Below are 26,186 nucleotides of genomic sequence, written 5' to 3'. Positions count from 1 at the left end.
TCGACTGAGGGCGGGCGTCATGCGTTCCCAGCCGCTAGAATGGCGGGCCTGCCTGTCCTCGCGTCCGACCGCGGGGCCGGCAGTCCGACACGAAAGGAAAGCACTTGGACTGGGATTATCCGCAACCGTTTACGCTCGCCCTGGCGCCGCAGTCCGGCGACATCGATGGCCTGAATCACACCAACAACGCGGTCTACGTGCGCTGGTGCGAACAGGCCGGCTGGGCCCATTCCGAAGCGCTGGGACTGTCCATTGCCGACTATCGGCGCCTCGACCGGGCCATGGCGATCCGGCGCGGCGAATACGACTACCTGCTGCCGACCGTGCTCGGCGAGGCCCTGACCCTGGCCACCTGGCTGGTGGGCGGCGACGGCAAGCTGTCGATGGAGCGCCGCTTCCAGCTGGTGCGCGACAGCGACGGCGCCACGGTCCTGCGTGGACGCTGGGAACTGGTCTGCATCGACATCAGTGGCGGCCGCCCGCGCCGCATGCCGCCCGAATTTATCGAGGCATACATGCCGCGAGTGGTGCCCGCAGCCTGAACGCGGGCGGGGAGCTGCACGCGGCTGCCCGTGGCCCTGCCGGAGTACCGTGCCCCTGCGGCGCAGTGCTGCCTGCCCTGCGTTTGCGCGGGCGCGCCGCACGGGCATGGCGTCCCCGCCTGCGGCCGGCTCGGCCGCGCCCTGCCGCATCGGGCGCCGCCCCGGGCTCGGCCTCGCGGCGACGCCGCCCCCCCGCGTTGCATGCATGGGGTCGGGTACCACATCTTGCGTGCGCTCAAAGGCAAACTTGAGGAAACCGGGCCGGGAGACGTGCCTGCCGGGCGACACTTGGGCGGTGTCCGCCGTCCACGAGAACGCCATGCCACGTCCAGCCCCCCGCTCCACGCCCTCTTCCCGCGCCCATGGCAATCCCGCCAATGCCTGGCACGCGGTCCTGTTTTGCGCGCTCCTGCTCGGACTCGACGGCTGCCGTCTGCGCGACGGCTCGTCCGAGCAGCTGGTGGTCCCGGAAGTCGTGCGCACCAACCTGTACGTCGCCCCCAACGGATCGGACGCCAACCCCGGCACCCAGGCCGAGCCCTTCCGCACCATTGGCCGCGCGGCCCAGGTAGTGACCGCGGGCACGACTGTCTACGTGGCACCCGGCCAGTACACGGGGGGCTTTCGCACCAATACCAGCGGCAGCATGGAAGCGCGCATCATCTTCCAGTCGTCCGAGCGCTGGGGAGCGAAGATCGTGCCGCCGCTCGATTCGCGCACCACCAGTGCCTGGGACAACCGCGGCAGCTATGTCGACATCGTCGGCTTCGAGATCGACGGCAACCAGTACCAGAGCGGCAGCAAGTGGCTCAGCGGCATCTACAACGGCGGCTCGCACAACAGCATCCGCGACAACCACGTGCACCATGTCGGCCTCGACGTGCCCTGCGAGAGTGCCGGCGGCTCCGGCATCGGCGTGGACAGCTACTACAAGGGCAAGCACGCAGACGTCATCGGCAACAACGTGCACGACATCGGGCCGCTCGAGTGCCGCTTCCACCACGGTATCTACGTCAGCACCCAGGCGCGCATCCGCAACAACCTGGTCTATCGGGTCTCGGGCGCCGGCATCCACCTGTGGCATGACGCCCAGCGCGTCGAAATCACCGGCAACACGGTGTCCACCTCGGGCTCGGGCATCGTCGTGGGCGGCGGCGACTTCTATTACGCGAAAGGGCCGAACGACCACACGCTCGTTGCCAACAACATCGTCTTCGACAACAAGCATGGCATCCTCGAACAGGGCGTCACGGGCGATAACAACCAGTACCGCCACAACCTGGTGTTCCAGAACGCGGTGGCCGACTGGCGCCTGCCGCCAGGGCGCGAGCACGTCGGCACCATCGCGGCCGAACCCGCCTTCGTCGAGTACAGCCGCACCGGAACGCCCGACTTCCGCCTCAGCGCGCGCTCGCCCGCAATCGGCAAGGGCATCTCCCTCGACCAGCCTGGCCAGGCCCTTTTGGGCAAGGCGCATGGCAAGACCGGGGGCGTGGACATCGGCGCTTTCCAGCACCAGAACTAGCCAACGGGCGCCACAGGCGCAGGTCCTTCGGCGATGACAGGAATGGGCGGTCCAGCAGGATTGGATGTGCCAGCACGGCATCGATCGACGCGTCGTCGACGACATTCCGGCCGCCCAGTCCCAGCCCGCCAGTCAGGCTTTCCCTGCTTCGCACCGCCTCGCGCAGGCGCATCCCCCGCGATCGCCAGCATGCATCCCTTTTCCTCGCGCGCCGGCACTGCCGCCACCTGGCCGGCCACGCGCGAAGCGCGACTTGCGGCGCGAATAGCGACTTGCGGCGCCGAACGCATCGCGTGCCTTGCGCGGAATACTGCAGCGCAGCCTATGATGGATGGCGATATCCATCGTGTATCCGGCTGAAAAGGGATGGCAAGCTTGAAACAGGAAGCGGGACGACACGGTCCCGCTCCACGCAAGACCCGTTTTTTTGCTTGTCGCCCTCCCTTCTCCGCTATAGAATCCTCCGCTTCGTTTTCCACAAGGTAAGAAAATTTTCTTGTGCAGAAGATAACCGATCGACCAGATGGCGGCTAGACAAGGGGCCGACGGAGAAAACATGAGTGATTACCAGCTGCATCCCGCGGCATTGCCCACCTGGAGCCAGCGCGCCGCGCTGCGCATGCTGACGCTGCTTGGCTGGAAAATGCGCTTCCGGCCCCTGCCTGGTCCGCACGGCATCGCTGTCGTGTACCCGCACACCTCGAACTGGGACTTTTTGATCGGCCTGCTCGGCAAATGGGCGCTGGACTTGCCATTTCGCTGGCTGGCCAAGGATTCGCTATTCCGCGGCCCCACGGGCCCCTTGATGCGCTACTGGGGAGGCATCGCGGTCGACCGCCGCGCACCGATGGGCGCAACGCGCAAGCTGGCCGAGCAGATGCTGGCGGAGAAATGGTGCTGGGTCGGGATCACGCCGGAAGGCACGCGCGGCTATCGCCCACACTGGAAGAGCGGCTTCTACCACCTTGCAAGCGCAGCGAACGTGCCGCTGATGCTGGTCTACCTCGACTATCGCAAGAAGGAACTGTGCCTGATCGATCACCTGCGCCTCACGGGCGACCAGGATGCCGACATGGCCGCGATCGCCGCCGTCTACAAGGACGTCACGGCGCTGTACCCGGGCAACGCGGCACCGATCCAGCTCGCGCCGCCCCATACGGGCCCGGAACGCCGCAAGAGCAGTTCCTGAGAGGCCGGCCAGGTCCGGCGGGCTGCAAGGGCAGCGCGTTCGCCGGTGCACGGCGCACTGTCTTCTCACCCCTGCAGCGATCCCTGGCGCTCGCGCACGAACAGGGTCTTGTAATAGATGGCGGTGGCACGCCAGGCGCCTGCCGGGGTCGCACAGTATTCGGGCAGTTCGCCCACCTTCGTGTAACCCATCCGTCCATACAGCGCTTCGGCGCCCGAACCTGCTTCGGTATCGAGATACAGCAGGCCGCGGCGCAAGGCCAGCGCCTGCACTTCCACTGCCTCCATCAGCGCCGTTGCCACCCCGCCCCGGCGCGCGCCGCTGTGCACCAGCAGTTTCTGCACCTCGGCCCGGTTGCTGCCGTTCGGCTTGGTGCACAGGTCGAGCTGGACCGTGCCAACCAGCACATGGTCGCGCCAGCCCACCAGCAGGATGCGGCCGCCCGCCGCCACGGCCTCGCGCACCTCGCGCCAATATGCGTCTGCCAGTGTGTCGCTCAGCGGCGTGACGAAGCCGACCGAGGCCCCATGGGCGACCGCATCCTGCAACAGCCCGCGCAACTGCAGCGCATGGGTCGCCACGGCCGTGGCATCGAGCATTCGAATCTGCATGTCATTCTCCTTTGCTTCAAGCGCAGCAGGAATCGTGCCAGTTTTTCCGGCCGCACGCAGCCGGTTCGCGGGCTGACCATGCACCGATGTGGTGCATCTCAAGAAGCATGCACCGAAATGGAATCACCTGCCAGTGCCACCGCCTGACACCCGCCACTCGACCGGCAGCTGGCCGAAGCGGGCAGGCAAGGCGCGAGCAGGATTGCAGCCTACCGGCGAACAGCCAGCATGTGCCGCCAACCCGGCCATCATCAGAGATAATGTCAGAAAATTATCAACATGGTGTGGAGAGGCGGATACCGATGACATCCGGTCATGACGAGGACTGGTACGAAGCGGAGCGCTGCCCTTCAGGCGCCGGCCTCCGCACGCCGCTCATCCATCATCCGGCTTCCTCGACTTCCCCCTAGTTCCAGCCGAATCCGATGCTTGCCTGGCCGCGCCCTCAGCCGCCCTCGCCCGACAATGCGTCCCAGGCCATCGCCGTGCTCAGGAACAGCTCGCCGCTGAGCGCCCCCAGCAGCGCGCTGTGCCGCAACCGGTCCATCACCGGCCCCTTTACCTCGGCCAGGTGCAGCGCGACGCCGCGCGTGCCCAGCATGGTGTTCAGTTCGTCGAGCGCGAACAGCGCCGAGGTGTCGATGGCATTCACGGCCGACAGCACCAGCACCAGGTGGCGCGTGCCGGGATGGGCGGCCAGTTCGTCCTCGATACGTTCGTTCACGGCCTCGACATTGCCGAAGAACAGGCCCGCATCCACCCTCAGCAACAGCAAGCCGGGCGTGGTGTCGGCGGCGTAGCGCTCGATGTTGCGAAAGTGCTCGGTGCCGGGAATGCGGCCGAGCACGGCAATGTGGGGCCGGCTGGCGCGCCAGATCAGGGCGCCCATCGACAGCGCTACCCCGATCACGACGCCGGCTTCCACGCCCAGCAGCAGCACGCCGGCGGCAGTGGCCAGCAGGGCGGCGGCGTCGGCGCGGTCGTAGCGCCAGGCGGTGCGCAGTGTACCGGTGTCGAGCATGCCGAGCACGGCGACGATGATCGTCGCGGCCAGCGTCGGCAGCGGCAACGACGCGAGCCAGCCGGTGGGGCCCACCGGGCGAGGGCCAGCAAGCCGGCCGTGATCAGGCTGGCCAGCTGGGTGTTGGCGCCGGCGGCGAAATTCACCGCCGAGCGCGAGATGCTGCCGGTGACAGGAAACCCGCCGCTGAGCGCGCTGCCCAGGTTGGCTGCGCCCAGGCCGAGCAGTTCGTAGTTGCTGTGCAATTTTTCGGCGCGTTTCAGCGCCAGCGCCTGGGCGCCCGACATGCTGATGAGGAAGACCATGAAGCCGATCAGCAGCGCCGGCTGCAAGAGCGGCTGCCAGTGCTCGCGCGATACGCCAAGGTTCAGCACGGGCAGCCCGCCCGGCACCGCGCCGACCGTTTTCACGCCGAGCGCGTCCAGCCCCAGCAGCGGTACCAGCGCGGTCGCACCCAGCACCACGGCCATCGGCACGAGTTTCACCCGATGTCCGCGCCACTGGCCGGCACCCCGCAGCGGCGGAGAAGCGGCGCGAGATGGCTGCGTGCCAGCAGCAGCACCGCCAGCGAACCGAGGCCGAGCAGCCAGCTCGCCGGCCGCGCCCCCGGGGACGACAGCGGTGCGCCCAGCAGTACCGGCAATTGGCCGAGCGCGATCACGATGGCCGAACCGATGGTGAAACCGCTCATCACCGGGCGCGAGAAAAAATTGGCGATGAAACCGATGCGCAGCAGGCCGCAGGCCAGCAGAACCACACCGGAAAGCAGGGCCAGCTGCGCGGCCAGCATGCCGTACAAGGGGGTGCCGGGGGCCGCTAGCGGCGCCAGGCTCGACGCCGTCATCAGCGAGATGATGGCCATCGGGCCGACCGACTGTGTATTGCTGCTGCCAAAGATCGCGTACAGGACGGGCGGGAGGATGCTGGCATAGATGCCCGCCACGGGGGGCAAGCCGGCGACGAGCGCATAGGCCATGCCCTGCGGGATCATCATCATCGCCACCACCACGCCGGCGCTGATATCGCCGGGCAGCAGCGCGCGCCGGTAGTGCCTCAACCAGTGCAGCATTGCTCGTCCGTTTCAAAAGCGCAAGGGTAACACGGGGCCGGGCTTACCCTCGGCAGCGCCCCATCCGGCGCGCCACGTACGCTATTGCAGTGCCAGTTCGACGCCGTTGCGACCCGCCCGCTTGGCGCGTGCCGGGCGGCGTTGACCCGTACGGGCAAGCGAGTCGGCGCTCTCCTGTTCGCCCAGCGCCGCCACGCCCAGGCTGACAGTGACGCCGTCGACGCCGGGGATGACGGTAGCGGCAATCGCGCCGCGCAGCTTCTCGGCCACCTTCAGGCCATCGGCAGCGCTCGCGTGCGGCGCGATGACGATGAATTCCTCGTCGCCGGCACGCACCAGGGATGTCGCTGCCGCGCAGCATCTTCTGCGTCGCCTCGGCCACGGCGCGCAGGGCCAGGTCGCCGACCGGGTGGCCGAAACGGGCGTTGACCTCGCTGAAGCGGTCGATGTCGAAGGCGATCACCGCCAGCGGCAGGCCGTAGCGGCGCGCGCGCTTGACCTCGGCCTCCAGTAGCGATTCCCCATGGCGGCGGTTGGCCACGCCGGTGAGCGCGTCGATCGTCGACAGCTGGGCGATGCGCGCCAGCATGCCGGCGCGCTCGCCCTGCAAGTCCGCCAGGCGCAGCCCGATGCCGGCGAGCTCCGCCAGTTCCAGCAAGAGCGCGAATTCCTCGTGCGTGAAGGGCGGCGCCGCCTTGAACGACAGGCAGAGCGCACCGCGCGGTTCGCCCGCGCTACTGCCGGGAACCGGAAGTGCCAGCACGCAGTCGACGCCGTGCGCGCGCAGGGCCGCGGCCATGGACGGATCGCCTGCCTTCGCCACAACATCGAGCAGCACGACCGCGTCGGCGGCGGCCGCCACCAGGCCGGGAAAGACGGCACGTAGCGGCGACCCCAGCAGGCGCTCGCCGCGGCCGAGCACACGCGCCAGGTCCAGTGCGGGTTCGCCGCGCTGGGCGCCCAGGCGCAGTTCGCCGCCGGGCTCGCGCTCGAACAGGCCGGCATGGACCACGCCCGGCCATGCGCCCGGGGCCGCGCACAGGCGCTCGCCGAGTGTCGCGGGGTCCTGCTCCGGCGCGAGTGCCGCTCGCACCAGCGCGCGCAGCGCCGCCAGTTGCGGGGACAGCCCGGGTGCCGCGGGCGCGCGGCCGGCCAGGCAGGCGGCAAGCGCTACTGGTACTTCTGCCGGCGCCAGCGGCGTGATCGCATAGCCGATCGGGCCGGCAGCCATCAGGAGCGGCAGCCAGCGCGCATTGGCAAACGGACACAGGACAAAAGCAGGTGCACCGGCGCGCGCCGCCACCAGGCCGGCAAGCGCCTCGCGGTCGAGCAGCGGATCGAAGCCCTCGAGGTCGATCACGAGCAGGTCGACCCGTTCGCTTGCCAGCCGCGCGCGCACTGCCGCGGCGTCGCCGGCCGACAGCAGGCGCGCGAACCCGCCCGCGCAGGCAGCCTCCAGCTCGGCGCGACGCTCTTCGGTTTGGCTGAGCAGCAAGCCGATGGCAGCCTGGTCGGACATGTTTTCTCCTTGATACGCATTTGCATGCGGGGCAGTGGCAATTTTGACATAAACCCGCAGCATCCGGGGCGGAAGGCGGCCGGGAGCGGCGAAGTGCCGCGCTGTGTGGGAACCGCACCGTCGCGCGCCGGCGGGCGGCCGATACTGGCGCGGTCCCGACACGAGTAGAGGAAAGGAAGTGCGATGGCAAACCAGGACGATGTAGCGAACCACCAGAAGGCGATCCAGAACCGCCAGGACCAGCTTGACGCCAGCGCCGGCCAGCAGGAAGGCGAGAAGCCGGTGCAGATCGGCGCCCAGCAGCCGGTGCCGCCGATGCCTTCCCAGCACCTGGCCAAACCCGGACTGGAAGCGCAGATGGAGGTCAAGCCGCGCTTCATGGCCGAAAGCTACAAGGGCAGCGGCAAGCTGGAAGGCCAGGTCGCGATCGTCACCGGCGGCGACTCCGGCATCGGCCGCGCCGTGGCGGTGCTGTTCGCGCGCGAAGGCGCCGACGTCGCCATCCTCTACCTGAACGAACACGAGGACGCGGCCGAAACCCAGCGCTGCGTCGAAGCCGAAGGCCGCCGCTGCGTGACGATTGCCGGCGACGTCAAGGACATGCAGTTCTGCCAGCAGGCGGTCGACGCGGTGGTGGCCGAATGGGGGCGGCTGGACGTGCTGGTCAATAACGCCGCCTTCCAGATGCACGCCAGTTCGCTCGCGGACATCACCGAAGAACGCTTCGACGAGACCTTCCGCACGAACATCTACGGCTACTTCCACATGGCCAAGGCTGCCCTGCCCTACATGAAGCGCGGCGCGGCGATCGTCAACACCGGCTCGGTCACCGGCATCAAGGGCTCGAAGATGCTGCTCGACTATTCGTCGACGAAGGGCGCGATTCACGCCTTCACGATGTCGCTGGCGGCCAACCTGCTGGACAAGGGCATCCGCGTCAACTGCGTGGCGCCCGGCCCGGTCTGGACCCCGCTCAACCCGGCCGACCAGTCGCCGGACAAGATCGTCCATTTCGGCGAGAGCACCACCTATGGCCGCGCCGCCCAGCCGGAGGAACTGTCGCCGGCCTACGTGTTCCTGGCCTCGAACGCCTGCTCGAGCTACATTACGGGCATCGTGCTGCCGGTCACCGGCAGCGTCGGCGAATAAGAATAGTACGAGGAGAACCCATGGCACGCAGCATGTGGAAAGGCGCCATCAGCTTCGGGCTGGTGCATATTCCGGTAGAGATGTACCCGGCGGTGAGCGACAAGGGGCTCGACCTGCACATGCTGGATCGCCGCGACTTTTCGCCCATCGGGTTCAAGCGCTACAACAAGAACACGAATGCGGAAGTGTCCTGGGACGACATCATCAAGGGCTACGAATACGCGGACGGCGAATACGTGGTGCTCTCCGACGAGGACCTGCGCCGCGCCAATCCGGAAGCGACCCAGACCATCGACATCCTCGCCTTCGTCGACGCGGAGGATGTTCCGCTCCTCTACTACGACCAGCCCTACTACCTCGCGCCCGGCAAGGGCGGCGACAAGGTATATGCGCTGCTGCGCGACGTGCTCAAGCGCGTCGGCAAGATCGGCATCGCCCACGTCGTCATCCGCGTCAAGCAGCACCTCGCGGCCCTGGTCTGCGTGGGCGACACCATCGTCATGAACACGCTGCGCTATGCCGACGAGATCCGCGACCCGGGCGAACTGAAGATCCCGACGAAGGACACGAAGAATGCGGCCGTCACCGACAAGGAACTCAAGATGGCGATGGCCCTCGTGCAGGGCATGGCCGAGGATTGGGAGCCGGAGCAGTACCACGACACCTACCGCGAGGACGTGCTGGCCATGATCGAGAAGAAGATCAAGGCCAGGCAGACCAAGACCATCACCATGCCCGATCCGGAAGAAAGGCCGGCCAGGGCGACCAATGTCATCGACCTGGTCTCGCTGCTGCAGGCCAGCCTCGGCAAGAAGCCGGGAAAAGCGGCGGCGGTCGACGACGAGGACGACGACGAGCCGCCACCGCCGAAGCGCGCGCCGAAGCCTGCCGCGCGCAAAGGCGATGACGACGCACCGGCCCCGGGCAAACGCAAGGCTGCTACCCACGCGGAGGAAGAGGAAGCGGTAGCCGCACGCGCCAGGCCGGCCGCGAAGAAGCCGGTTGCCGGGAAAGCGGCGGCGAAAAAGCCTGCCGCGAAGGCCGTCGCCGAGAAGGCACCGGCACGGCGCAGGAAGGCGGCCTGAGGGATGGGTGACTGGATCGACCTGCTGCAATGGCCCGCCATGGCGGTGAGCCTCTACGCCGCCTTCATGATCGGCTCGAAAAAAGCCGGGAAGCGGATTTTCGGCTTCTGGATGTTCATCCTCAGTAACGTCCTGTGGATCATCTGGGGCGTGCACGACGAAGCATGGGCCCTGATTTCGCTACAGGTGGCGCTGATGGCGATGAACATCCGGGGCATTTTCAAGAACGAGTCGCCGGGCTGACGGTTTTTGTTCGCCCGCGGCAAGGAGCACATTCACACCGGCGGCGTTGGCGTCGCCATTCGACAAGGAGGCAGTATGCGCAAGATGATCATGATGGCAATTGCAACGTTCATCTGGAAGAAAATCCAGTCCAGGGCATTCAAGCAGACCTATAACGGCACCACCACGCGCCGCTATTGAATCGTGCCTGGGAAGCGGGCGCCTGCGCCTGCGGCGGCCCACCGGCCGGCTCCCCGGCCGGTGGGTTGCATTCGTGATAATTCGATAGACACCGGCAGCGCCTGCCGGGTTAGCATACGGCTTCACTTCGAGGACCGCGATGCTACGTCAACCACTCCTGGCCGCCACCCTGGCGGCCTTCTTCCCGCGGCTTGGGCCACCACCACCTGCGACGACGCCTGCCTGAAGCGCATTGACGACGGCCATGCGCTGGTCGCCAAGGGCAAGTACAAGGGAGCATTCGCCAGTTTCGAGGCTGCCCGTGCCGGCGCCCCGCAGTCGTCCCTGCCGCTGTCGGTTGCGGCGGGACTGCTGCAGGACTTGTCGAAGTCGGCGGCGCCCGAACAGGCCGACAGCCTGCGCAAGAATGCGCGCGGCCTCGCTCAGCGCGCCCTCGAACTCGATCCGGACGACGTGCTGGCCCATGAGGCACTGCGCAAGCTCGACGAGGACACTCCCTCGCCTGTGCACCAGCCCAACGCCGCTGCGCGGACGGCGCTGGACGAAGCCGAGGTTTTCTTTTCCGAACACAAGTATCCCGAGGCGCTGGCGAAATACCAGCAAGCCATGGCGCTCGACCCGCAGGCCTCCACACCCTGGGTCGGCGCCGGCGACTGCTACTTCTTCCAGAAACAGTATGCCCAGGCCGAGCCGCTGTTTCGCCGCGCAACCGAGATCGAGCCGCATAATCCACAGGCCTGGCGCTTCCTCGCCGACTCCCTCGTCGCCCAGGGCAAACGGGAATCCGCCGACAAGGCCCTGCTTGCCGCCATCGCGGCCGATCCGTCCCAGCAGCCGAGCTGGGGCAAGCTGGCCGCACTGCGCGACGCCATGGGCCTGCCCTTGAGTCCGCTGCGCTTCCGGCGCGGGGTGAGCGTGTCGAAGGACAAGGACGGCAAGGACAGGGTCGTGCTCGACCAGGATGTCGTCGGCCGCAGCGACGGTCCGGAAGGCAGCTTCCGCCTGGCCCTGGCGCTGGGCGAAATCGAAGCGCGCGCCGTAAAGGACAAGCAGGCTTCGGCTTTCGAGGTCGAGCTGCATGCCTGGCGCCGCGCCCTGCAGGTGTTGGATGATCTCGGCAGTACACCCGACAAGCAAACGCGCGACCCGGCACTGCGCCGGCTGCAGGCCATGGCAAAGGATGGCCAGCTCGAGCCGGCCCTGCTATTGTTGATGTACCGCGGAGCCTACCGCCCGGCACTGCAAGCCTGGCTGGCGCGCGACCCGGGCGGCGTGAACCGCTTCATCGACCGCTATGGCGTCAGGCCCTGAACCCCGGAAAGATATGGACATCGTCACACCCCGCACGGCCCCGGTCAGGGGCATTTACGCGCTCGTCGCCGCGCTGGCGTTCGCGCATCCCGCGCTGGCGAACGCACCCCGCGGCATTGCTTTCACCCATGAGGATTGGGAGCTCGCCTGCGACAACACACGTACCTGCCGCGCCGCCGGCTACCAGAGCATCGCGGACGATGACAGTGGCGACGACGCCGCGCCCGGCAAGACGCTGCCGGTGTCGGTCCTGCTGACCCGGAAAGCCGGGCCGGACCAGCCCGTCTCGAGCGAGATCCATGTCGGCCACTACGGGGAAGACGACGCGGAGGTTCCGCCCGGGCGCTCCCTGAACATGCGGATCGACGGCAAGCCGGCCGGACAGGTCGTGCTTCCGCAAGGTAAGTGGTTCACGGCGCTCGCACCCGCGCAAACGGCCGCATTGCTGCCGGCCCTGCTTCGCCGCAGCACGATCGAATGGACGGAGGGTCGCCGGACCTGGCGGCTGTCCGACAAGGGTGCTGCCGCGGTCCTGCTGAAGATGGACGAGTTCCGGGGCCGCCTCGGCACGCCGGGTGCGCTCGTGCGCAAGGGCAGCAAGGACGAGCGCACGGTGCTGCCAGCCGTGCCGGCGCCGGTCGTCGTCGCGGGCAAGGTCGCGCCCGTCGACCAGCCCGTCGATTTGTCCGCGTCAAACCTGGCATCGCTCCGCAAAGCCCTGGCCGCTTCCGTCGGGGACAATTGTCCCGCCATGGCCGAGGCGGGCGGCGAGCCCGATTCCGTGAGCCTGCAGCGCCTGTCGCAGGGAACGCTCCTGGCATCGGCCACCTGCTGGATGGGGGCGGCCGGTACCGGAGAAGCCTACTGGACGGTCAACGAGCGTCCACCCTTCGCGCCGAGGCTCGTCTCGACCATGGGCACGGACTATGCGGATGGGAAGATCAGCGCCTCGGGATCGGGCGGAGGCTACGACTGCATGCACATCGACGAATGGACCTGGGACGGCAAGCGCTTCATCCAGACCGAAAAAGGCACGACGGGCATGTGCCGCGGAATCGACATGGGCGGCGGGTGGTCCCTGCCGGTGCTTGTTACCGACGTCCGGCGTGGCCGGTGAAACCGCAGTGAGCCGGGCGCCCAGGCGCCTCGGAAACGCTGGCAGAGCTAGCCAATTTCGCTAAAAAGATCGCGGGAATCGGGAAGCGCGGCCACCTGTCGAGGCCGGCTTCAAGAGCACCGGCGAGCAGACGATTATCCTTGGATGTGCAGGCGCTAACGGCTTACCGAGGGGGTCCCCGGCGGACCGTGGCCAGCTCGTGCGCGTGATATTTTTCAAAATCCCACCGCTCCTGCTCGAGTATGGCCGGGAAGTTCGAGCATACAAGCCCGAATTCCTCCTTCGAGTGCTGTGCCAGATCTTCCTTTTCGATAATTTCCGGCAAGTCGGCGTACATTTTCTCCAGCTGCTTCATGAGCATCGGCGCGAAGCAAAGCGTTCATCGCGAACATTCCGCTGCCATTCGACCCCTCGGTTTGGCGACTGCGCTATTGCTCTTCTGGTCAGAACAGACTGTCGAAATTACACAGTGCGCATCCCACAGCGCTTTCTTGTCGGGCTGCGCGCTCCCCCTCGCCGCCGCGTTATCACATGCATATCGATTAATTTACCTGGAGGAAATTTTGTCACCTAGAATAGGCGTCATCACGACAATGAAGGGAAGCAGAGACATGAAGACGGCAATCCTCAAGCCAGTGGCATTCGCCGCACTCCTGGCCGCGCAGGCGGCAGCCCAGGCCGGCGTCCTGGCCGATCACCCCGGCCGCTGGATGGGAGCGATCACGATCCCGGACGGCCCTACCCTGCGTCTCGGTGCCGACGTCTTCACCCGCCGACGGGGCGGCCTGGGCCTCGATGGCCAGTCCCGACCAGGGGCAGTACGATATCCCGCTCAAGAGCGTCAAGGAAGACGGCGCCAATGTGGACCTGGTGCTGGGCTTCGGCACCCTGGCCATGACCTGGGAAGGCGACCATTTCAAGGGCACCTGGAAGCAGGGCGGCGCTGAGTTTCCCCTGACGCTGCGCCAGGTCGCCGAGTTCCCGCGCAAGGCGCGCCCGCAGACGCCCCAGGCCCCCTTCCCCTACCGCGACGAAACCCCGGCCATTCCCGGCGGCGATGGCGTCATGCTGGGCGCGACGCTGTCGCTGCCGGCGAAGGCCAAGCGTCCGCCGGCCGTGGTGCTGGTGCATGGCAGCGGCCCGTCCACGCGCGACGCCGACATCGCCGAGCACCAGCACTTCCGTGTGCTGGCCGACTACCTGGCGCGCCACGGCATTGCGGTGCTGCGTTACGACAAGCGCGGCAACGGCCGCTCGAGCGGCGACTTCAACACCCTGACCCGGGACAAGCTGGCCGACGACGCCCATGCCGCCGTACGTGCGCTGCGCGCCAGGGGTCAGTTCTCGAAAGTGGGCCTGATTGGCCTTTCCGAAGGCTCGAGCTTGTCCGCCACGGTTGCGGCGCGCGCTCCGCGCGAAGTCGGTTTCGTCGTCTCGATGGCGGGCGTCGGCCTGCCCGGCCTGCAGAACATGCTGCTGCAGGACCGCATCGAGAGCCGCGACGCCGGCGCCACGCCTGAAGAAGCCGAGCGCGCATCGTCGCCTATGCCGCCAGCTACTACCGCATCGTCGTCGACGAAGCCGATGCCGATGCGCGCATGGCGGTCTTGAAGGGCCTGCAGGAAGCGCAGCCCGAAGCGCAGGCGCTGCTCAAGAAATACAACATGCACCATGGTTCGCTGCGCCTGGAGGAAGCACGCAATCCCCGGCTGCGCACGGTCCTGAGTGCCGATCCGGGCCGCGAATGGCGCGCCGTGCGCGCGCCGGTGCTGGCGCTCAATGGCAGCCTCGACCACCGGTACCGGCCACGGAAAACATCGCCGGCATTGCGGCGGCCCTGCGCGCAGGCGGCAACCGCCGCGCGGACAGCGCCATCCTCCCCGGCCTGAACCACCTGTTCCAGACCGCGAAGACGGGTGGCACCGCCGAATATGCCACGATCGACGAGACCATCGCACCGGCTGCGCTGACACGGGTGGCGGGGTTCATCAACAAGCAGCGCTGAGCCCGCGCCAGCGGATTGTCCTGGCGGCTCGCCCCGGCAGTATCGATGAGGATGTCCCCGGGCGCAGTTGCGGGGCGCGCGAGGCTCGGTAGCTAAGTACTCAACCGGAAATAAATGTGAGTTTTGGCAAACAGAACCGGACGTGCCGGTTCGGATGCGGTGCAAGGCGGCGAGTGCGCCGCAGTGCGAGCACTGCCCCGCAAGCGGACGCGAGCCGACGCAGCAACGCGCCGGTTCTGGAAGCCAAAAACACATTTATTTTTGGGTGAGTACTTAGAGCCTATCCCGATAGTCCGGAGTCGCTGCTGGCGCGCCTGACAAACGCGTGCTGCGTTGCTCGTCGTTGCATGGCCAGCCATGCGGCCTCCTCGCGCCTTGCCCGCGCTTGCCATGCATCGCCACCAGCTTTCCCCGGACTACTGGGATAGGCTCTTAGGGCTTGTAGCCCAGCTTCTTCATTGCCGCCGTCAGCGTCCGGGCCGCCTTGTCGTAGCCGTCCCAGGGCGCGTTGCCGACTTCAATCCGCTCGCCGATGTTCATCACGTTCCACTGGTCGCTCGATCTCAGGTCGGCCAGTTCATCCCATGCCAGCGGCACCGACACACCCAGGCCGGGCCGTGCCCGCACCGACCAGGCGCAGACGGTGGTGGCGCCCTGGCCGTTCCTCAGGTAGTCAATGAAGATTTTTCCCACCCGGTTCTTGGCGCCGCTCTTGAAGGCGAAGCGGTCCGGCAGCGTCGAGGACAGGTGCTTCACCACCGCCTGGGAAAAGCCCTTCACGGTGTCCCAGTCGAGCCCGCCCTTGACCGGCACCACCACGTGCAGGCCCTTGCCGCCGCTGGTTTTCAGAAAGGCCGGCAGGCCCAGCTCCTCCAGAAAAGCGCGCATCAGCTGCGCGGCTTCCTGCATGGCCGCCCATTCGACGCTTTCGCCCGGGTCGAGGTCGAAGACGAAACGGTCGGGCGTCTCGTAGGCTTTGCTGGTGGCGTTCTGGGTGTGGAACTCGATCGCGTTCCACTGCGCCGCGGCCAGGATGCCGGCAATGTTGTCCACTTCCAGCATCGGCGGATGGTCCGGGTCGAGCGCCGTGTCCATCTGCTTCATGCCGGGCAGCTTCTTGATGTCGGCGTGCTTCTGGAAGACCAGGTCGCCCGCAATGCCGGCGGGCGCTCGCACCAGGGACACCGGGCGCCGTTTCAGGTGCGGCATCATCAGCGCGCCCACCTGGGCATAGAAGCGCACCAGGTCCATCTTGGTGGCGCCGCTTTTGGCGTCGACGACGCGCTCGCCGTGGGTGACCTTCAGGGTGGCGGGCAACCCGGCGACGGTCTCGTCGCCTTTGCCCGCCGGCGCCGCTACGGCAGCTTCAGCTGGTGCTGCTTTCTTTTTGCCGGCTTTTTTCGCGGGCGCGGCCGCGTTCTGCGCATTGTCCTGCATCTCGACTTCCTCCACGGGTTTGGCGACTTCGCGCGTGATGCCTTTTGCCGGCTTGTCCTTGCGCAGGCCCTGGAATACCGGGTGGCGCACCGAGCCGGTATTGGTCCACTCCGAGAAACTCACTTCGGCCACCAGCTCGGGCTTGACCCAGTGGTGCTTGCGGCCCGGGACCGAGCGCGGAGGGAAAGGGCTGACGTCGGTGTCGAGCGCTTTCAGCTTCGCGGTCACTTCGCGCAGGCTCTCCGCATTGAAGCCGCTGCCGACATTGCCGGCATAGCGCAGCACCCCCTCCTGGTCGTAGGTGCCGAGCAGGAGCGAGCCGACGCCGGTGCGCGAGCCCTTGGGGTCGGTGTAGCCGCAGATGACGAATTCCTGGCGCAGTCCGCACTTCAGTTTGATCCACTCGGGCGAGCGGCGCGATACGTAGCGCGAATCGCGCCGCTTGCCGATCACGCCCTCCAGGCCGATCTTGCAGGCGGCGACTACCAAGCCTTCCGGATCGGTGCCGAATTCGTCGGAAAAGCGCACTTTTTCAGAGCGCTTCGCGCCTTTCAGGGCCGCTTCCAGCAGCGCACGGCGGTCGACCAGGGCGGCGTTGCGCAGGTCGTAGCCGCCCAGGTAGGGCGCGTCGAACAGGAAGTACATGATGTCGGCGCCGTGGCTGCCGTCGAAGGCCAGCTGCAGCATGCCGAAATTCGGGCGGCCGTTGGCATCGTGGACGACGATCTCGCCGTCATACCAGCCGTCCGGCATGCCCATGCGCGCGATCTCTTCCTGCAACGGGCGCAGCTTGTCGGTCCAGTCGTTGTTGTTGCGGGTGATCAGGCGCACGGCGCCGTTCTCGATCCGCGTGAGCATGCGGTAGCCGTCGAACTTGACCTCGAACACCCATTCCTCGGGGTTGGCCGGCGGGCTGTCGACCAGGGTGGCCAGTTCGGGGGCAAATTCCTCGGGCAGCGTGGCCCTCGACGACGCCGGCGGGAAGCGCCGCGGCCGATGCCGGCTTCGCGCCGCGCCTGGCCGCAGCCTTGGCGGCCGGCTTCGAAGCGGATTTCCTGGCCGCTTTCGTGCCTTTACCGCCGGTCTCGTCGGCCACGCCTTCCGCCACCGCTTCTTCCGCGGCCGCGTCGGCTTTTGCCTTCGTCGCCCTGCCCGCCTTGCTGGCACGCGCCTTGGCCGGGACTTTTTCGCTGCTGCCCGGCATCGGCAACGACTTCACGCTGTCCGGCATTTCCTCGACCACCGAGTATTCCTCGGCCGGACGCGCATAGTCGTCCTTTTCCTTGATCAGGAGCCACGGCTCCTGTTTTTCGTCGCCATGCCCCTTCATGCGCACCAGCACCCAGCGCCCGTGCATCTTGTGGCCCTTCAGCTCGAACTTCAGGTTGCCCTTGCGGTAGCCCTCGTGCGGGTCCCCTTCCGGCGTCCAGGTGCCCTTGTCCCAGATGATGACCTTGCCGGCGCCATACTGCTTTTCGGGGATCGTGCCCTCGAAGTCGGCGTAGGAGATCGGGTGGTCCTCGACGTGTACGGCCATGCGCTTGTCCTGGGTGTCGTAACTGGGGCCCTTCGGCACCGCCCAGCTCTTCATGGTGCCGTCGAGTTCGAGGCGGAAGTCGTAATGCAGGCGGCTGGCCCAGTGCTTCTGGATGACGAAGGTCAGCGCCTCGCGGCCCGGCTCGCCGCCCTCCGCGGGCTCCGAGGTGATCGTGAAGTCGCGCTTTTCTTTGTACAGCTTGAGGGCGTCGGTCATGGCTGGCTCCTGCGAATCCTGGTGCGGCCAGTCTAGGACGCACGGCGCGGCGCGACTGTACGGCAGCTAACCGTCGGGCCCGGGTGGCGTGAGGGGCCGTTTGTAACCGGATGTAAAAGCACGTCAACGCCTTCGAAGCGGCCCACGTTAAGGGCACAGTAGCACCGGACGGCCCGCCCAGGCGTTCACCCGGGGAACCACCCTTTTTCCACTACTGAAGGAAAGATCACCATGAGCAAAATCGTCGCTACCCTGATCGCCGGCCTGTTCGCCACCTCGGCATTCGCACAGACCGCCGCGACCCAGGCGACTACTCCGGCGGCCAAGGCCGAAGCCCAGGAAGCCAAGGATGTTGCGAAGGCGGATGCGAAGGTACAAAAGGCCCAGGCCGAGGCGAAAGCCGACGTCGCCGACGCGAAAGCGGACGCCGCGAAGACCAAGGCCAAGGCAGAGAAGAAAGCCACCAAGAAAAAGGCCGAAGCCAAGGCCGACGCCGCGGAACACAAGGCCGAACACAAGGCCGACAGCGCGGAACACAAGGCGGACACCACCGCCGCAGCAAGCAAATAAGACCCACCGCTCAAGCCCCGAGCACCGGAAGACAGGGTTCGCCCTGTCTTTTTTTCGTCCTGGCCAGCCATGGCCTACAATCGGCCATCCAACCTGACTTCACGCGCCATGCACAGCATCGTCTTCCTCGACCGCGACAGCCTGAACGCCCGCTTGCGCCGCCCGGCCTTCGCGCACGCATGGCGCGATTACCCGGCCACCGCCCCCGACCAGGTGCGCGAACGCCTGCAGGGGGCCAGCATCGCCGTCACCAACAAGGTGCCCCTGCGTGCCGAGGTGCTGGCGCGCCTGCCCGACCTGCGCCTGGTGGCCATTGCCGCCACCGGTACCGACAATGTCGACCTGGCCGCCTGCCGCGAACGCGGCGTCCAGGTCGTCAACATCCGCAATTATTCCCTCGCGTCCGTGCCCGAGCACTGCTTCACCCTGATGCTGGCGCTGCGGCGCAACCTGCGCGCCTATGTCGCCGACGTCGAGGCCGGGCGCTGGGAGCATTCGAACCGCTTCTGCCTGCTGGACCATCCGATCGGCGACCTGGCCGGCAGCCGCCTGGGCATCGTCGGCTTCGGCGCCCTCGGCCGGCGCGTGGCGCGCATCGCCCAGGCCTTCGGCATGGAGGTCTGTACCGCGACGCGTTCGCCGATCGATGTCGATGGCGTCGCGCAGGTGCCTCTGGACGAACTGCTGGCCAGCGCCGACGTGGTGAGCCTGCACCTGCCCCTGAACGAGCAAACGCGGGGCTTCATCGGAGCACGCGAACTGGGCCTCATGAAGCGCACTGCCCTCCTGATCAATACCGCGCGCGGGGGACTGGTCGACGAAGCGGCCCTGGCGGCGGCGCTGATGGCGGGCAGCGTCGGCGGTGCGGGCTTCGATGTGCTCAGCCTCGAACCGCCCGCCCCTGGCAATCCCCTGCTCGGCCTGCGCCTGCCGAACTTCATCCTCACCCCACACGTCGCCTGGGCCAGCGGCGGCGCAATGCAGACGCTGGCGGACATGCTGGTCGATAACATCGAGGCCTGGGAGGCCGGGCGGGCGATCAACCTGGTCGGGTAGTTTTTTTTACAGGGCGAACGGATCGGCCACGTTGTAACTGCACGCCTTCGGCAGTTGCCGGCGCGGGATCTCGCCGTACAGGCAGCGCCAGCTGATGCTGCCATCGGCTTCCAGCGTCGGGGCCAGGGAAAAGGTCTTGCCGCGCAGGCGGCCGACGTTGACCGTCACCAGCAGCTGCCCACTGCGCGGGTCGATCGCCAGGTGGTCGACGCTGGCCGGCAGCGGCGCCCGGAAGCCGGCTTCGTCCAGGTCGCGCGGCAGGGCGCGGTGTGCGGCGATATGGCGCCCCACGGCCTGCGCAGCCTCGTTCGCATAGCCATGGGCCGCCGCCAGCGGCGCCCGGTACTGGCTGTCCTGGTACATCGGAATGGCAACCGCCGCCACGATGCCGATCCCCGGGATGGCAAGGCCGAAGACGAGGGCCGCGATGCTCCAGCGCCGCTGGACGCGGTTGAAATGCGCGACGCTGTCCCAGCGGCGGTTCTGCCATGCCCATTTGCGCCCGTTCACGCCCAGCACGATGCGCATGACGAAGCCGATGCCCGGGAACAAGGCAAGCAGGCCGATCCAGTTGCCGTTGCAGACGGCCCAGATCCAGCTGAAGACGAAACCGCCCCACGACCACCGTGCGACACCGTCGGGCAACGCATGGAACTTGCCCATGCCGGAGGTGTTCTCGATCGCCTCACCGAAGGGATGCATCCCGGATCCCGGGTTCGTTTCCAAAAGCTGTTCAGACATGCCCTGTTCCACCGTTTCTCAAAAGAACAAAACGGGATGCTGACACATCCATAATTTCCTAACAATAATATTTAGCGCCGACCCGATCGCGACGGCGGCCGGCGCGGCATCGGTGCAACACCGGCGCCGCCGTTTCGCGGCGCCGGCAGGAAGAGCCGGGCTGGGCCGGCAGGCGCCCTTCTTCTTCCACCGGCCGCGCCTCGGCCGCCACCAGCGGCAGCGTCAGGATGAAGCGCGTGCCCTCGCCGAGCGTGCTTTCGACACGGATGCTGCCGCCCAGCAGCGTGGTGGCAATCGTATGGGCGATGTTCAGGCCCAGGCCCGTCCCGCCCTGCCCCATGCGCGTCGTGAAGAAGGGATCGAAGACCCGGGCCAGGTGCGCGGGCGCGATGCCGCGGCCGTCGTCCTCGAAGACGATGCGCACCCAGGCCTCGTCGATCGGATCGGCCGAAAGGCGCATGCTGCCGCCCGGCTCGTCGAAAGCGTGCAGCAGCGCGTTGTTGACGAAGTTGATGATGACCTGGCCGAGGGGGCCGGGATAGCTGTCCATCACGATCCCCTCGGGCACCGCGAGCACCAGGCTGTGGCCGCCCAGGCGCACCTTGTTCATGACGGTGGCCGTGATTTCGCCGCTGGCCTGGGCCAGGTCGAAGCGGCGCCGCGCGGCGCTGGCCTGGTCGACCGACACCGGCGGAAGCTTCCCACCAGCTCGGCGGCGCCATGCAGGCTGCGCACGATCAGCGCCGACGCCTCCTCGGCCGCGCCAATGTAGCCGGCCAGTTCCGAACGGCGCAGCGTGGCGGCCTCGAAAGCTGCCTTCACGTGGCAGGTCTTTTCCTGCAGGGTGCTGGCCATGAGCAGGCTGTTGCCGATCGGGGTATTCAGTTCGTGCGCCACGCCGGCCACCAGCGAGCCGAGCGAAGCGAGTTTTTCCTGGGCCGCCAGCTGGGCCTGGGCATCCTTCAGCTGGCGATAGGCCTGGGCGTTGTCCAGCGCCACGCCGACATAGGCGGCCAGCGTGCGCAGCATGTCGAGGTGCATGCGCTGGTAGGCGGCGGGCCGGAAGCTCTGCACGCAGAGCACGCCCAGCACCCGCTGGCCAACCGTCACCGGCACGTACATCAGCGCACGCGGCAGCGCGTCCGGCCGGGACGGTTCGCCGTCGCAGGGCAGCGTCGCCGCCGCCACCGCATCCGGCTCGGCCGCCGGCAGGTAGCGTGCCGACTCGCGCGCCAGGTCGTTGATGAAGACTTCGCGTGCCTGGTCGAGGCACCAGCCAGCGAGCTGGCGCGGGTCGCGCCGTTCGCGCGCGCCACCGCTGCAGCGGCGGCCCTCGATGACGGCATAGGGAAAATCGAACTGTTCGCCGTCGGGCCGCGCCACCGCCACCGCGAATACCGGAGCGTCCATCAGCACCGGACGTGCTCGTAGAGCGTGGTCATGATGGCCTCGGTATCGAGGTTGGCGGTCAGGCGCCGGCCGATATCGGACAGCAGGGCGATGTTGCGCCGTCCCCGGTCGGCCGCCTCGCCCAGCTGCTCGGCTTCGCGCTTGCGCCGTTCGGCCGCGTCCTTCTGCAGTACCAGCTCGGCGGTGCGGGCGCCGACCTGGCGCTCGAGCATGCCCTTCTGCTGCACCAGCGCGCGCACGCGCAGCCGGTAGGCGGCCACGCCGAGGCTGGCCAGCAGCGCCGTGGCCAGCAGGCGGAACCACCAGGTCTTCCACCAGGGCGGCGTCACTGTGATCGTCAGCGCCGCCGGGGCCTCGCTCCAGACCCCGTCCTTGTTGCTGGCACGGACACGGAACACGTAGTTGCCGGGGTCGAGGTTGGTATAGCTGGCGAAGCGCTTGGTGGCATCGGTGTCGACCCAGGCTTCGTCGAAGCCCTCGAGCCGGTAGGAATACCGGTTGCTGGCCGGGGCGGCGTAATGCAGGCCGGCGAACTCCAGCGAGAACGCCGATTCGCGGTGCGACAGCGTGATCTGGCCGATGCTGCCGACCGGGCCGGGCAGCGGGTGGGGCTTGTTCGCCACCAGGAAATCGGTGATGCGCACCAGCGGCGGATAAGGGTTGTCGCGGATGCCATCCGGCAGGAAGGAACTCAAGCCGTTGACGCCGCCGAAGTGCAGCTGGCCATCGGGCCCGCGTGCGGCCGAGCCGACGAAATAGCTGCCGCCCGGCAGCCCGTCCTTGGCGGTGTAGTGCTTGAAGACGCCACTGCCCGGCTCCAGCCGGCTGATGCCGTCGGTGGTGCTGACCCATACGCGTCCCTGCAGGTCTTCCGGGATCGCGCCGATCGGCGTGGCCACGCGCGCGTTCGATACCGGCATGAAGCGGAAGGCCGGCCTGGCGCCGCCCTCCATGCGGTGCAGGCCGCTTGCCGTGCCGAGCCAGAGTTCGCCGCGGCTGGAGTACAGCAGGTCGTAGACGCGGCTGTTGCGCATGCTGTCCGGGTCCGCTTCATCGTGGCGGAAATGGGTGAACACGCCTTCGCCGCGGTCGAAACGGTCGAGCCCATTGTCGGTGCCGAGCCAGAGGATGCCGGCGCGGTCTTCGGCCAGCGCGAACACGGTGTTGTCGCCCAGGCTGCGCGGGTCGCGCGGGTCGTGCTGCCAGTGCCGGCGCACGCGCAGGTCGGGCCCCAGCAGGTACAGCCCGGCCCGCGTGAGCACCCAGTGCGCGCCGTCGCGCGTGCGCACCACGCCCTGCACCGTGGCCGTGCCCAGCCCGGGCAGCTCGACCCGGCGGAAGCGCCCCCGGCCAGCCCGGACCAGGCCAGGGCGCCGGCGCTGCCGACCCAGAGCCGGCCCTCGGCGACGCTCAGGCTGTGGATGACGTCGTCCGGAAGGCTGTCGGCGCGTCCGGGGACGTGGCGCAGCTGTTCGGTGCGTTCGCTGGCCGGGTCGACCAGCACCAGGCCGCCGCCGGTGGTGGCCAGCCAGAGCTTGCCGTCGGCGCGCACGGCGACGTCGCGCGCCTTCTCGTAGCCGCTGCGAAAACCGCTCTCCGGCCGGAAGCTGTAGTGGGAGAAGCCGCCGCTGGCCAGGTCGGTGCGGTTCACGCCGCCGAAGCGGGTACCGGCCCAGAGCGTGCCGGTACGGTCAATGCGCACCGCCACGATCTGGTTGTCCGACAGCGTGGTGCGGTCGAGCGGCTGGCTGCGGTAGGAAACGAAATGGCCGCTGGCAGGGTCGCGCCACTTGAGGCCGTCGAAATCGGTGCCAACCCAGAGCGTGCCCCCAGGATCGTGGTAGAGCGCCAGCACGCGCACCTCGCCCAGGCCCTCGGCGGCGGTGACGGCGCGGCGCTCCGGCTGGGGCGTGGCGACGTTCCATGCTTCGAGCCCGGCTTCGCTGCCGACCCAGAGCGTATCGCGCGGCCCCATCGACAGGGCCAGGATGCGGGAGCGGCGCGGGTCGCTTGGCGCCGGCAGGTATGCGATGCGGGTGGCGCCCGGCGCCAGGCGCCCGATCCCGCCGGCGCCGCCGATCCACAGGGTGCCCCGGGCATCGAAGGCGAGTGCCCTGACGACATCGTCGCTGCCGCCATCGAGCCGGTGCAGTGTGCTGAAGGCACCAGTGGCAGGGTCGAAACGTTTCAGGCCCTCGCTGGTGCCGAGCCAGAGTGCGCCCCGGCGGTCGGCGGCAATGGCGTTGACGCTGCGGTTGCCGTCCTGGGGCGCGAGCGCGTCGCGCAGCGCGTAGCGCACGAACTTGCCGCTCGCGGGGTCGAAGCGCGCCAGGCCGCCCTTGGTGCCGAACCAGAGGCGGCCCTCGGCGTCCTCGAAGGACGCGTTGACATAGCCGTCGGGCAGGGAGGACGGATCGCGCGGGTCGCTGCGGTAGACGGTCATGCGGTAACCGTCGTAGCGGTTCAGCCCCGCCTGGGTGCCGAACCACATGAAGCCCTGGCGGTCCTGCAGGATGTTCATGACCGATTCCTGCGACAGGCCGTCTTCGATCGACACCCGTTCGAAACGCAGGTTGCGCGCCACGGCAAGCGCGTCGTTGGCAAACACCGCGAACAGGACGGCCAGGCCCGCCGCCGGCAACAGGCGCGCCCGCAGGGACAGGACGCGCTTCATGAACCCCAACATAGTCTTCTTGGATCGAATACAGAGTGCTTCAATCTACCAGAGCCGGCCTGCGAGTTGTAATAAATTAAGACTTCCTCAAATAACATGCCACTGCTATAATGCGTCTCACGGGGCGGCTGTAGCTCAGCTGGATAGAGTACTTGGCTACGAACCAAGGGGTCGTGGGTTCGATTCCTGCCAGCCGCACCAACCAATACAAAGGCCAGATCTCAGGATCTGGCCTTTTTCATTTCCGGCCCGTCTGCACGGGAACCTGCCCGCTTTTCATCGCATCCGGGGTGCCCGCCTGCCGCCTTCCCGGCCCCTTTCGGACACGCCCTGATGGAAAGCTTGGCAATTGCGCACTGCCCCGCTATAATGCGTGCTTCGGGCGGCTGTAGCTCAGCTGGATAGAGTACTTGGCTACGAACCAAGGGGTCGTGGGTTCGATTCCTGCCAGCCGCACCACGAATACGAAGGCCAGATCGCAAGATCTGGCCTTTTTCGTTTGTCGCGCCCCTTTCCATGTCGCGACTTACGGCGCTTCCCATGCGATTTTCCGACATGCAATAAGCGCTTCCCAAGCGCGGCACACTTCGCTATAATGCGTGCCTCGGGCGGCTGTAGCTCAGCTGGATAGAGTACTTGGCTACGAACCAAGGGGTCGTGGGTTCGATTCCTGCCAGCCGCACCACGAATACGAAGGCCAGATCGCAAGATCTGGCCTTTTTTCGTTGTCGCGTCGCGGCGGCCGGGGCAGTTTCGACGGACCTCCTGTTCTTTCGACTGCAGAGGGCACGCTGAATCGCAGGGTGGCTGGACGCGCAGGCGGCATCGATGCCAACCCGATGTTCCTGCCAGGGCAAAGCCGCCTGCCCCAGGCCTCTTCCCATTTCCGCCAGGTGCCGCTATAATGCGTGCCTCGGGCGGCTGTAGCTCAGCTGGATAGAGTACTTGGCTACGAACCAAGGGGTCGTGGGTTCGATTCCTGCCAGCCGCACCATCAGTTTCAAGAAAATGGCTCAGAAGCGATTCTGGGCCATTTTTCTTTTCTCCCGTCTGTTTCTTCTGTCACTCCCCAGCTTCTACCCGGCACACCCGTCTTTTGCTGAGCAAACATACGCCAGTCTTAAATCTGGCTTAGCTCTGCCAAGGATTCCCCCCTCTCTTTATGTAGGCATAGGCTGACAGCATCACAGCAATGCGATCGCATTTTCTACTCAACAATTGATCCGGCACTGCTCTCCTATGAAACCGACGGGTACATGGGCATCACCGTTGAATATTTCTTTTACGCAGCAACTGTCGCCGCACAGTCACACCTCTTGCAATCGTCGCGCGCGCCTCCCTGCGTTTGCTAGCATGAAGTCCCCCGATTGCTACAACCCAGCCGCATGACGCGACTGGATTCTTTCGTGAGGTTGATATGAAAAAATCTTTGATTGCTGCAATCGTGTTGGCGAGCGCGTCCTTCGGCTCGGCGCCGGTGCTCGCGCAAGTCATCGGCAACTCGCCCCAGGCGCTCGACCTGGTCGACATGAGCGCTTATTTCGGCGACAGCTTTGAGGAAGGCAACAGCGGCAGCACCTTCGCCGACCGCTTCACGTTCACCGTCGACGGTACCGTCGGCATGAACCTCGATGCGATCGTCGCTTCGGTCAGCCGCTCCGCCGACGTCGGGCTCGACATCACCGGCCTGTGGCTGTACGACGGCAACGACACGCTGATCAGCCAGGGTACCTCGATGAGTACCGGGGCGACCGATGTCTGGACCGTGGCCGGGGGCAACCTGGCTGCCGGCGACTACACCATCCGGGTGAACGGAAATATGGTGTCGGACGATGGCGCTTCCTTTGGCGGCGCCATGATGCTCGCACCGGTTCCCGAACCCGAAGCCTACGGCATGATGCTGGGTGGCCTGGGCGTGCTGGGTCTGCTGGCACGGCGCCGCAAAGCCAGGCGCGGCTGACCCTCCGGGTTGACCGCTG

The 26,186-nt window shown here is 67.1% G+C and carries 20 protein-coding genes, 4 tRNA genes and 4 pseudogenes; 17 read left to right on the top strand and 11 right to left on the bottom strand.

The window, feature by feature from the left end; genetic code table 11:
* Nucleotides 1-104 precede the first annotated feature (104 nt).
* The 3 genes from G4G31_RS14190 to G4G31_RS14180 all read left to right on the top strand — a co-directional run bounded on the left by G4G31_RS14190 (nt 105) and on the right by G4G31_RS14180 (nt 3,256).
* Entirely contained in the window at nt 105-542 is a 438-nt protein-coding gene (locus G4G31_RS14190; protein WP_182988233.1) for a thioesterase family protein, read from the top strand.
* Nucleotides 543-861: 319 nt separating this feature from the next.
* Nucleotides 862-2,067: a right-handed parallel beta-helix repeat-containing protein gene (locus tag G4G31_RS14185; RefSeq protein WP_182988232.1), complete on the top strand. Its 1,206-nt coding sequence runs from the start codon at nt 862-864 to the stop codon at nt 2,065-2,067.
* Between the two features lie 556 nt (nt 2,068-2,623).
* Entirely contained in the window at nt 2,624-3,256 is a 633-nt protein-coding gene (locus G4G31_RS14180) for a 1-acyl-sn-glycerol-3-phosphate acyltransferase (protein WP_182988231.1), read from the top strand.
* A 65-nt stretch (nt 3,257-3,321) separates the two neighbouring features.
* Here the strand turns inward: G4G31_RS14180 and G4G31_RS14175 are convergent, their stop codons facing one another.
* The 4 genes and pseudogenes from G4G31_RS14175 to G4G31_RS29140 all read right to left on the bottom strand — a co-directional run.
* The gene (locus tag G4G31_RS14175; RefSeq protein WP_182988230.1) at nt 3,322-3,867 is read right to left on the bottom strand and encodes a GNAT family N-acetyltransferase; all 546 of its coding nucleotides are present in this window, start codon (nt 3,865-3,867) and stop codon (nt 3,322-3,324) included.
* Nucleotides 3,868-4,312: 445 nt separating this feature from the next.
* Nucleotides 4,313-5,957 (bottom strand): annotated as a pseudogene (locus G4G31_RS29150) (SulP family inorganic anion transporter).
* An 81-nt stretch (nt 5,958-6,038) separates the two neighbouring features.
* Complete coding sequence (locus G4G31_RS29145; RefSeq protein WP_374011310.1) at nt 6,039-6,293, bottom strand: diguanylate cyclase; 255 nt, start codon at nt 6,291-6,293, stop codon at nt 6,039-6,041.
* A gap of 64 nt (nt 6,294-6,357) precedes the next feature.
* Nucleotides 6,358-6,546 (bottom strand): annotated as a pseudogene (locus G4G31_RS29140) (diguanylate cyclase); the annotation flags it as partial.
* A 1,113-nt stretch (nt 6,547-7,659) separates the two neighbouring features.
* Between G4G31_RS29140 and G4G31_RS14160 the strand changes: the two are divergent.
* The 5 genes from G4G31_RS14160 to G4G31_RS14140 all read left to right on the top strand — a co-directional run bounded on the left by G4G31_RS14160 (nt 7,660) and on the right by G4G31_RS14140 (nt 12,561).
* Nucleotides 7,660-8,625, top strand: coding sequence for an SDR family oxidoreductase (locus G4G31_RS14160; protein ID WP_182988229.1), 966 nt, complete (start codon nt 7,660-7,662; stop codon nt 8,623-8,625).
* Nucleotides 8,626-8,645: 20 nt separating this feature from the next.
* Nucleotides 8,646-9,710: a Ku protein gene (locus G4G31_RS14155; RefSeq protein WP_182988228.1), complete on the top strand. Its 1,065-nt coding sequence runs from the start codon at nt 8,646-8,648 to the stop codon at nt 9,708-9,710.
* 3 nt (nt 9,711-9,713) lie between these two features.
* Nucleotides 9,714-9,953: a hypothetical protein gene (locus G4G31_RS14150; RefSeq protein ID WP_182988227.1), complete on the top strand. Its 240-nt coding sequence runs from the start codon at nt 9,714-9,716 to the stop codon at nt 9,951-9,953.
* A 240-nt stretch (nt 9,954-10,193) separates the two neighbouring features.
* Nucleotides 10,194-11,444: a tetratricopeptide repeat protein gene (locus tag G4G31_RS14145; RefSeq protein WP_182988226.1), complete on the top strand. Its 1,251-nt coding sequence runs from the start codon at nt 10,194-10,196 to the stop codon at nt 11,442-11,444.
* Nucleotides 11,445-11,457: 13 nt separating this feature from the next.
* Entirely contained in the window at nt 11,458-12,561 is a 1,104-nt protein-coding gene (locus G4G31_RS14140) for a DUF1176 domain-containing protein (protein WP_182988225.1), read from the top strand.
* Nucleotides 12,562-12,724: 163 nt separating this feature from the next.
* Here the strand turns inward: G4G31_RS14140 and G4G31_RS14135 are convergent, their stop codons facing one another.
* Nucleotides 12,725-12,916: a hypothetical protein gene (locus G4G31_RS14135; RefSeq protein ID WP_182988224.1), complete on the bottom strand. Its 192-nt coding sequence runs from the start codon at nt 12,914-12,916 to the stop codon at nt 12,725-12,727.
* Nucleotides 12,917-13,314: 398 nt separating this feature from the next.
* On the opposite strand from G4G31_RS14135, the gene G4G31_RS14130 reads away from it, so the two are divergent.
* Together G4G31_RS14130 and G4G31_RS14125 are read left to right on the top strand one after the other, a co-directional pair.
* Nucleotides 13,315-14,172: a S9 family peptidase gene (locus G4G31_RS14130; protein WP_182988223.1), complete on the top strand. Its 858-nt coding sequence runs from the start codon at nt 13,315-13,317 to the stop codon at nt 14,170-14,172.
* A complete protein-coding gene (locus G4G31_RS14125) occupies nt 14,160-14,450 on the top strand; it encodes a hypothetical protein (RefSeq protein WP_182988222.1) in 291 nt (96 codons plus the stop codon). The genes G4G31_RS14130 and G4G31_RS14125 overlap by 13 nt, the downstream gene beginning before the upstream one ends.
* Before the next feature lie 548 nt (nt 14,451-14,998).
* On the opposite strand, the pseudogene ligD reads toward G4G31_RS14125, so the two are convergent.
* Nucleotides 14,999-17,756: pseudogene (ligD, locus tag G4G31_RS14120) on the bottom strand (DNA ligase D).
* A gap of 231 nt (nt 17,757-17,987) precedes the next feature.
* Here ligD and G4G31_RS14115 point away from each other — a divergent pair.
* A complete protein-coding gene (locus G4G31_RS14115; RefSeq protein ID WP_182988221.1) occupies nt 17,988-18,326 on the top strand; it encodes a hypothetical protein in 339 nt (112 codons plus the stop codon).
* Nucleotides 18,327-18,434: 108 nt separating this feature from the next.
* Entirely contained in the window at nt 18,435-19,382 is a 948-nt protein-coding gene (locus G4G31_RS14110; RefSeq protein ID WP_182988220.1) for a D-2-hydroxyacid dehydrogenase, read from the top strand.
* 6 nt (nt 19,383-19,388) lie between these two features.
* Here G4G31_RS14110 and G4G31_RS14105 read toward each other — a convergent pair whose 3' ends face one another.
* From G4G31_RS14105 to G4G31_RS26130, 5 genes and pseudogenes are all read right to left on the bottom strand, one after another.
* Nucleotides 19,389-20,084 (bottom strand): pilin, encoded by a 696-nt coding sequence (locus G4G31_RS14105; protein WP_182988219.1) that lies wholly within the window; start codon nt 20,082-20,084, stop codon nt 19,389-19,391.
* 97 nt (nt 20,085-20,181) lie between these two features.
* Nucleotides 20,182-20,811 carry a sensor histidine kinase gene (locus G4G31_RS26150; RefSeq protein ID WP_229424974.1) on the bottom strand — a complete coding sequence of 210 codons (630 nt, stop codon included), beginning with the start codon at nt 20,809-20,811 and terminating at the stop codon, nt 20,182-20,184.
* Nucleotides 20,730-21,533: a GAF domain-containing protein gene (locus G4G31_RS26145; protein ID WP_229425607.1), complete on the bottom strand. Its 804-nt coding sequence runs from the start codon at nt 21,531-21,533 to the stop codon at nt 20,730-20,732. Before G4G31_RS26145 ends, G4G31_RS26150 begins: the two co-directional genes overlap by 82 nt.
* A complete protein-coding gene (locus G4G31_RS26140; RefSeq protein WP_229425606.1) occupies nt 21,533-22,432 on the bottom strand; it encodes a triple tyrosine motif-containing protein in 900 nt (299 codons plus the stop codon). Before G4G31_RS26140 ends, G4G31_RS26145 begins: the two co-directional genes overlap by 1 nt.
* 1,469 nt (nt 22,433-23,901) lie before the next feature.
* A pseudogene (locus G4G31_RS26130) lies at nt 23,902-24,054 on the bottom strand (two-component regulator propeller domain-containing protein); the annotation flags it as partial.
* A gap of 277 nt (nt 24,055-24,331) precedes the next feature.
* Between G4G31_RS26130 and G4G31_RS14095 the strand changes: the two are divergent.
* The 5 genes from G4G31_RS14095 to G4G31_RS14075 all read left to right on the top strand — a co-directional run bounded on the left by G4G31_RS14095 (nt 24,332) and on the right by G4G31_RS14075 (nt 26,167).
* A tRNA-Arg gene (locus G4G31_RS14095) sits at nt 24,332-24,408 on the top strand.
* Nucleotides 24,409-24,589: 181 nt separating this feature from the next.
* A tRNA-Arg gene (locus G4G31_RS14090) sits at nt 24,590-24,666 on the top strand.
* A gap of 149 nt (nt 24,667-24,815) precedes the next feature.
* Nucleotides 24,816-24,892 (top strand) — tRNA-Arg (locus G4G31_RS14085).
* Nucleotides 24,893-25,124: 232 nt separating this feature from the next.
* Nucleotides 25,125-25,201 (top strand) — tRNA-Arg (locus G4G31_RS14080).
* Between the two features lie 423 nt (nt 25,202-25,624).
* A complete protein-coding gene (locus G4G31_RS14075; RefSeq protein ID WP_182988218.1) occupies nt 25,625-26,167 on the top strand; it encodes an FxDxF family PEP-CTERM protein in 543 nt (180 codons plus the stop codon).
* Nucleotides 26,168-26,186: the final 19 nt, after the last annotated feature.

The sequence above is a fragment of the Massilia sp. Se16.2.3 genome, assembly GCF_014171595.1.
Taxonomy (GTDB): domain Bacteria; phylum Pseudomonadota; class Gammaproteobacteria; order Burkholderiales; family Burkholderiaceae_D; genus Telluria.
This window is presented reverse-complemented; position numbering and strand designations above follow the sequence as displayed.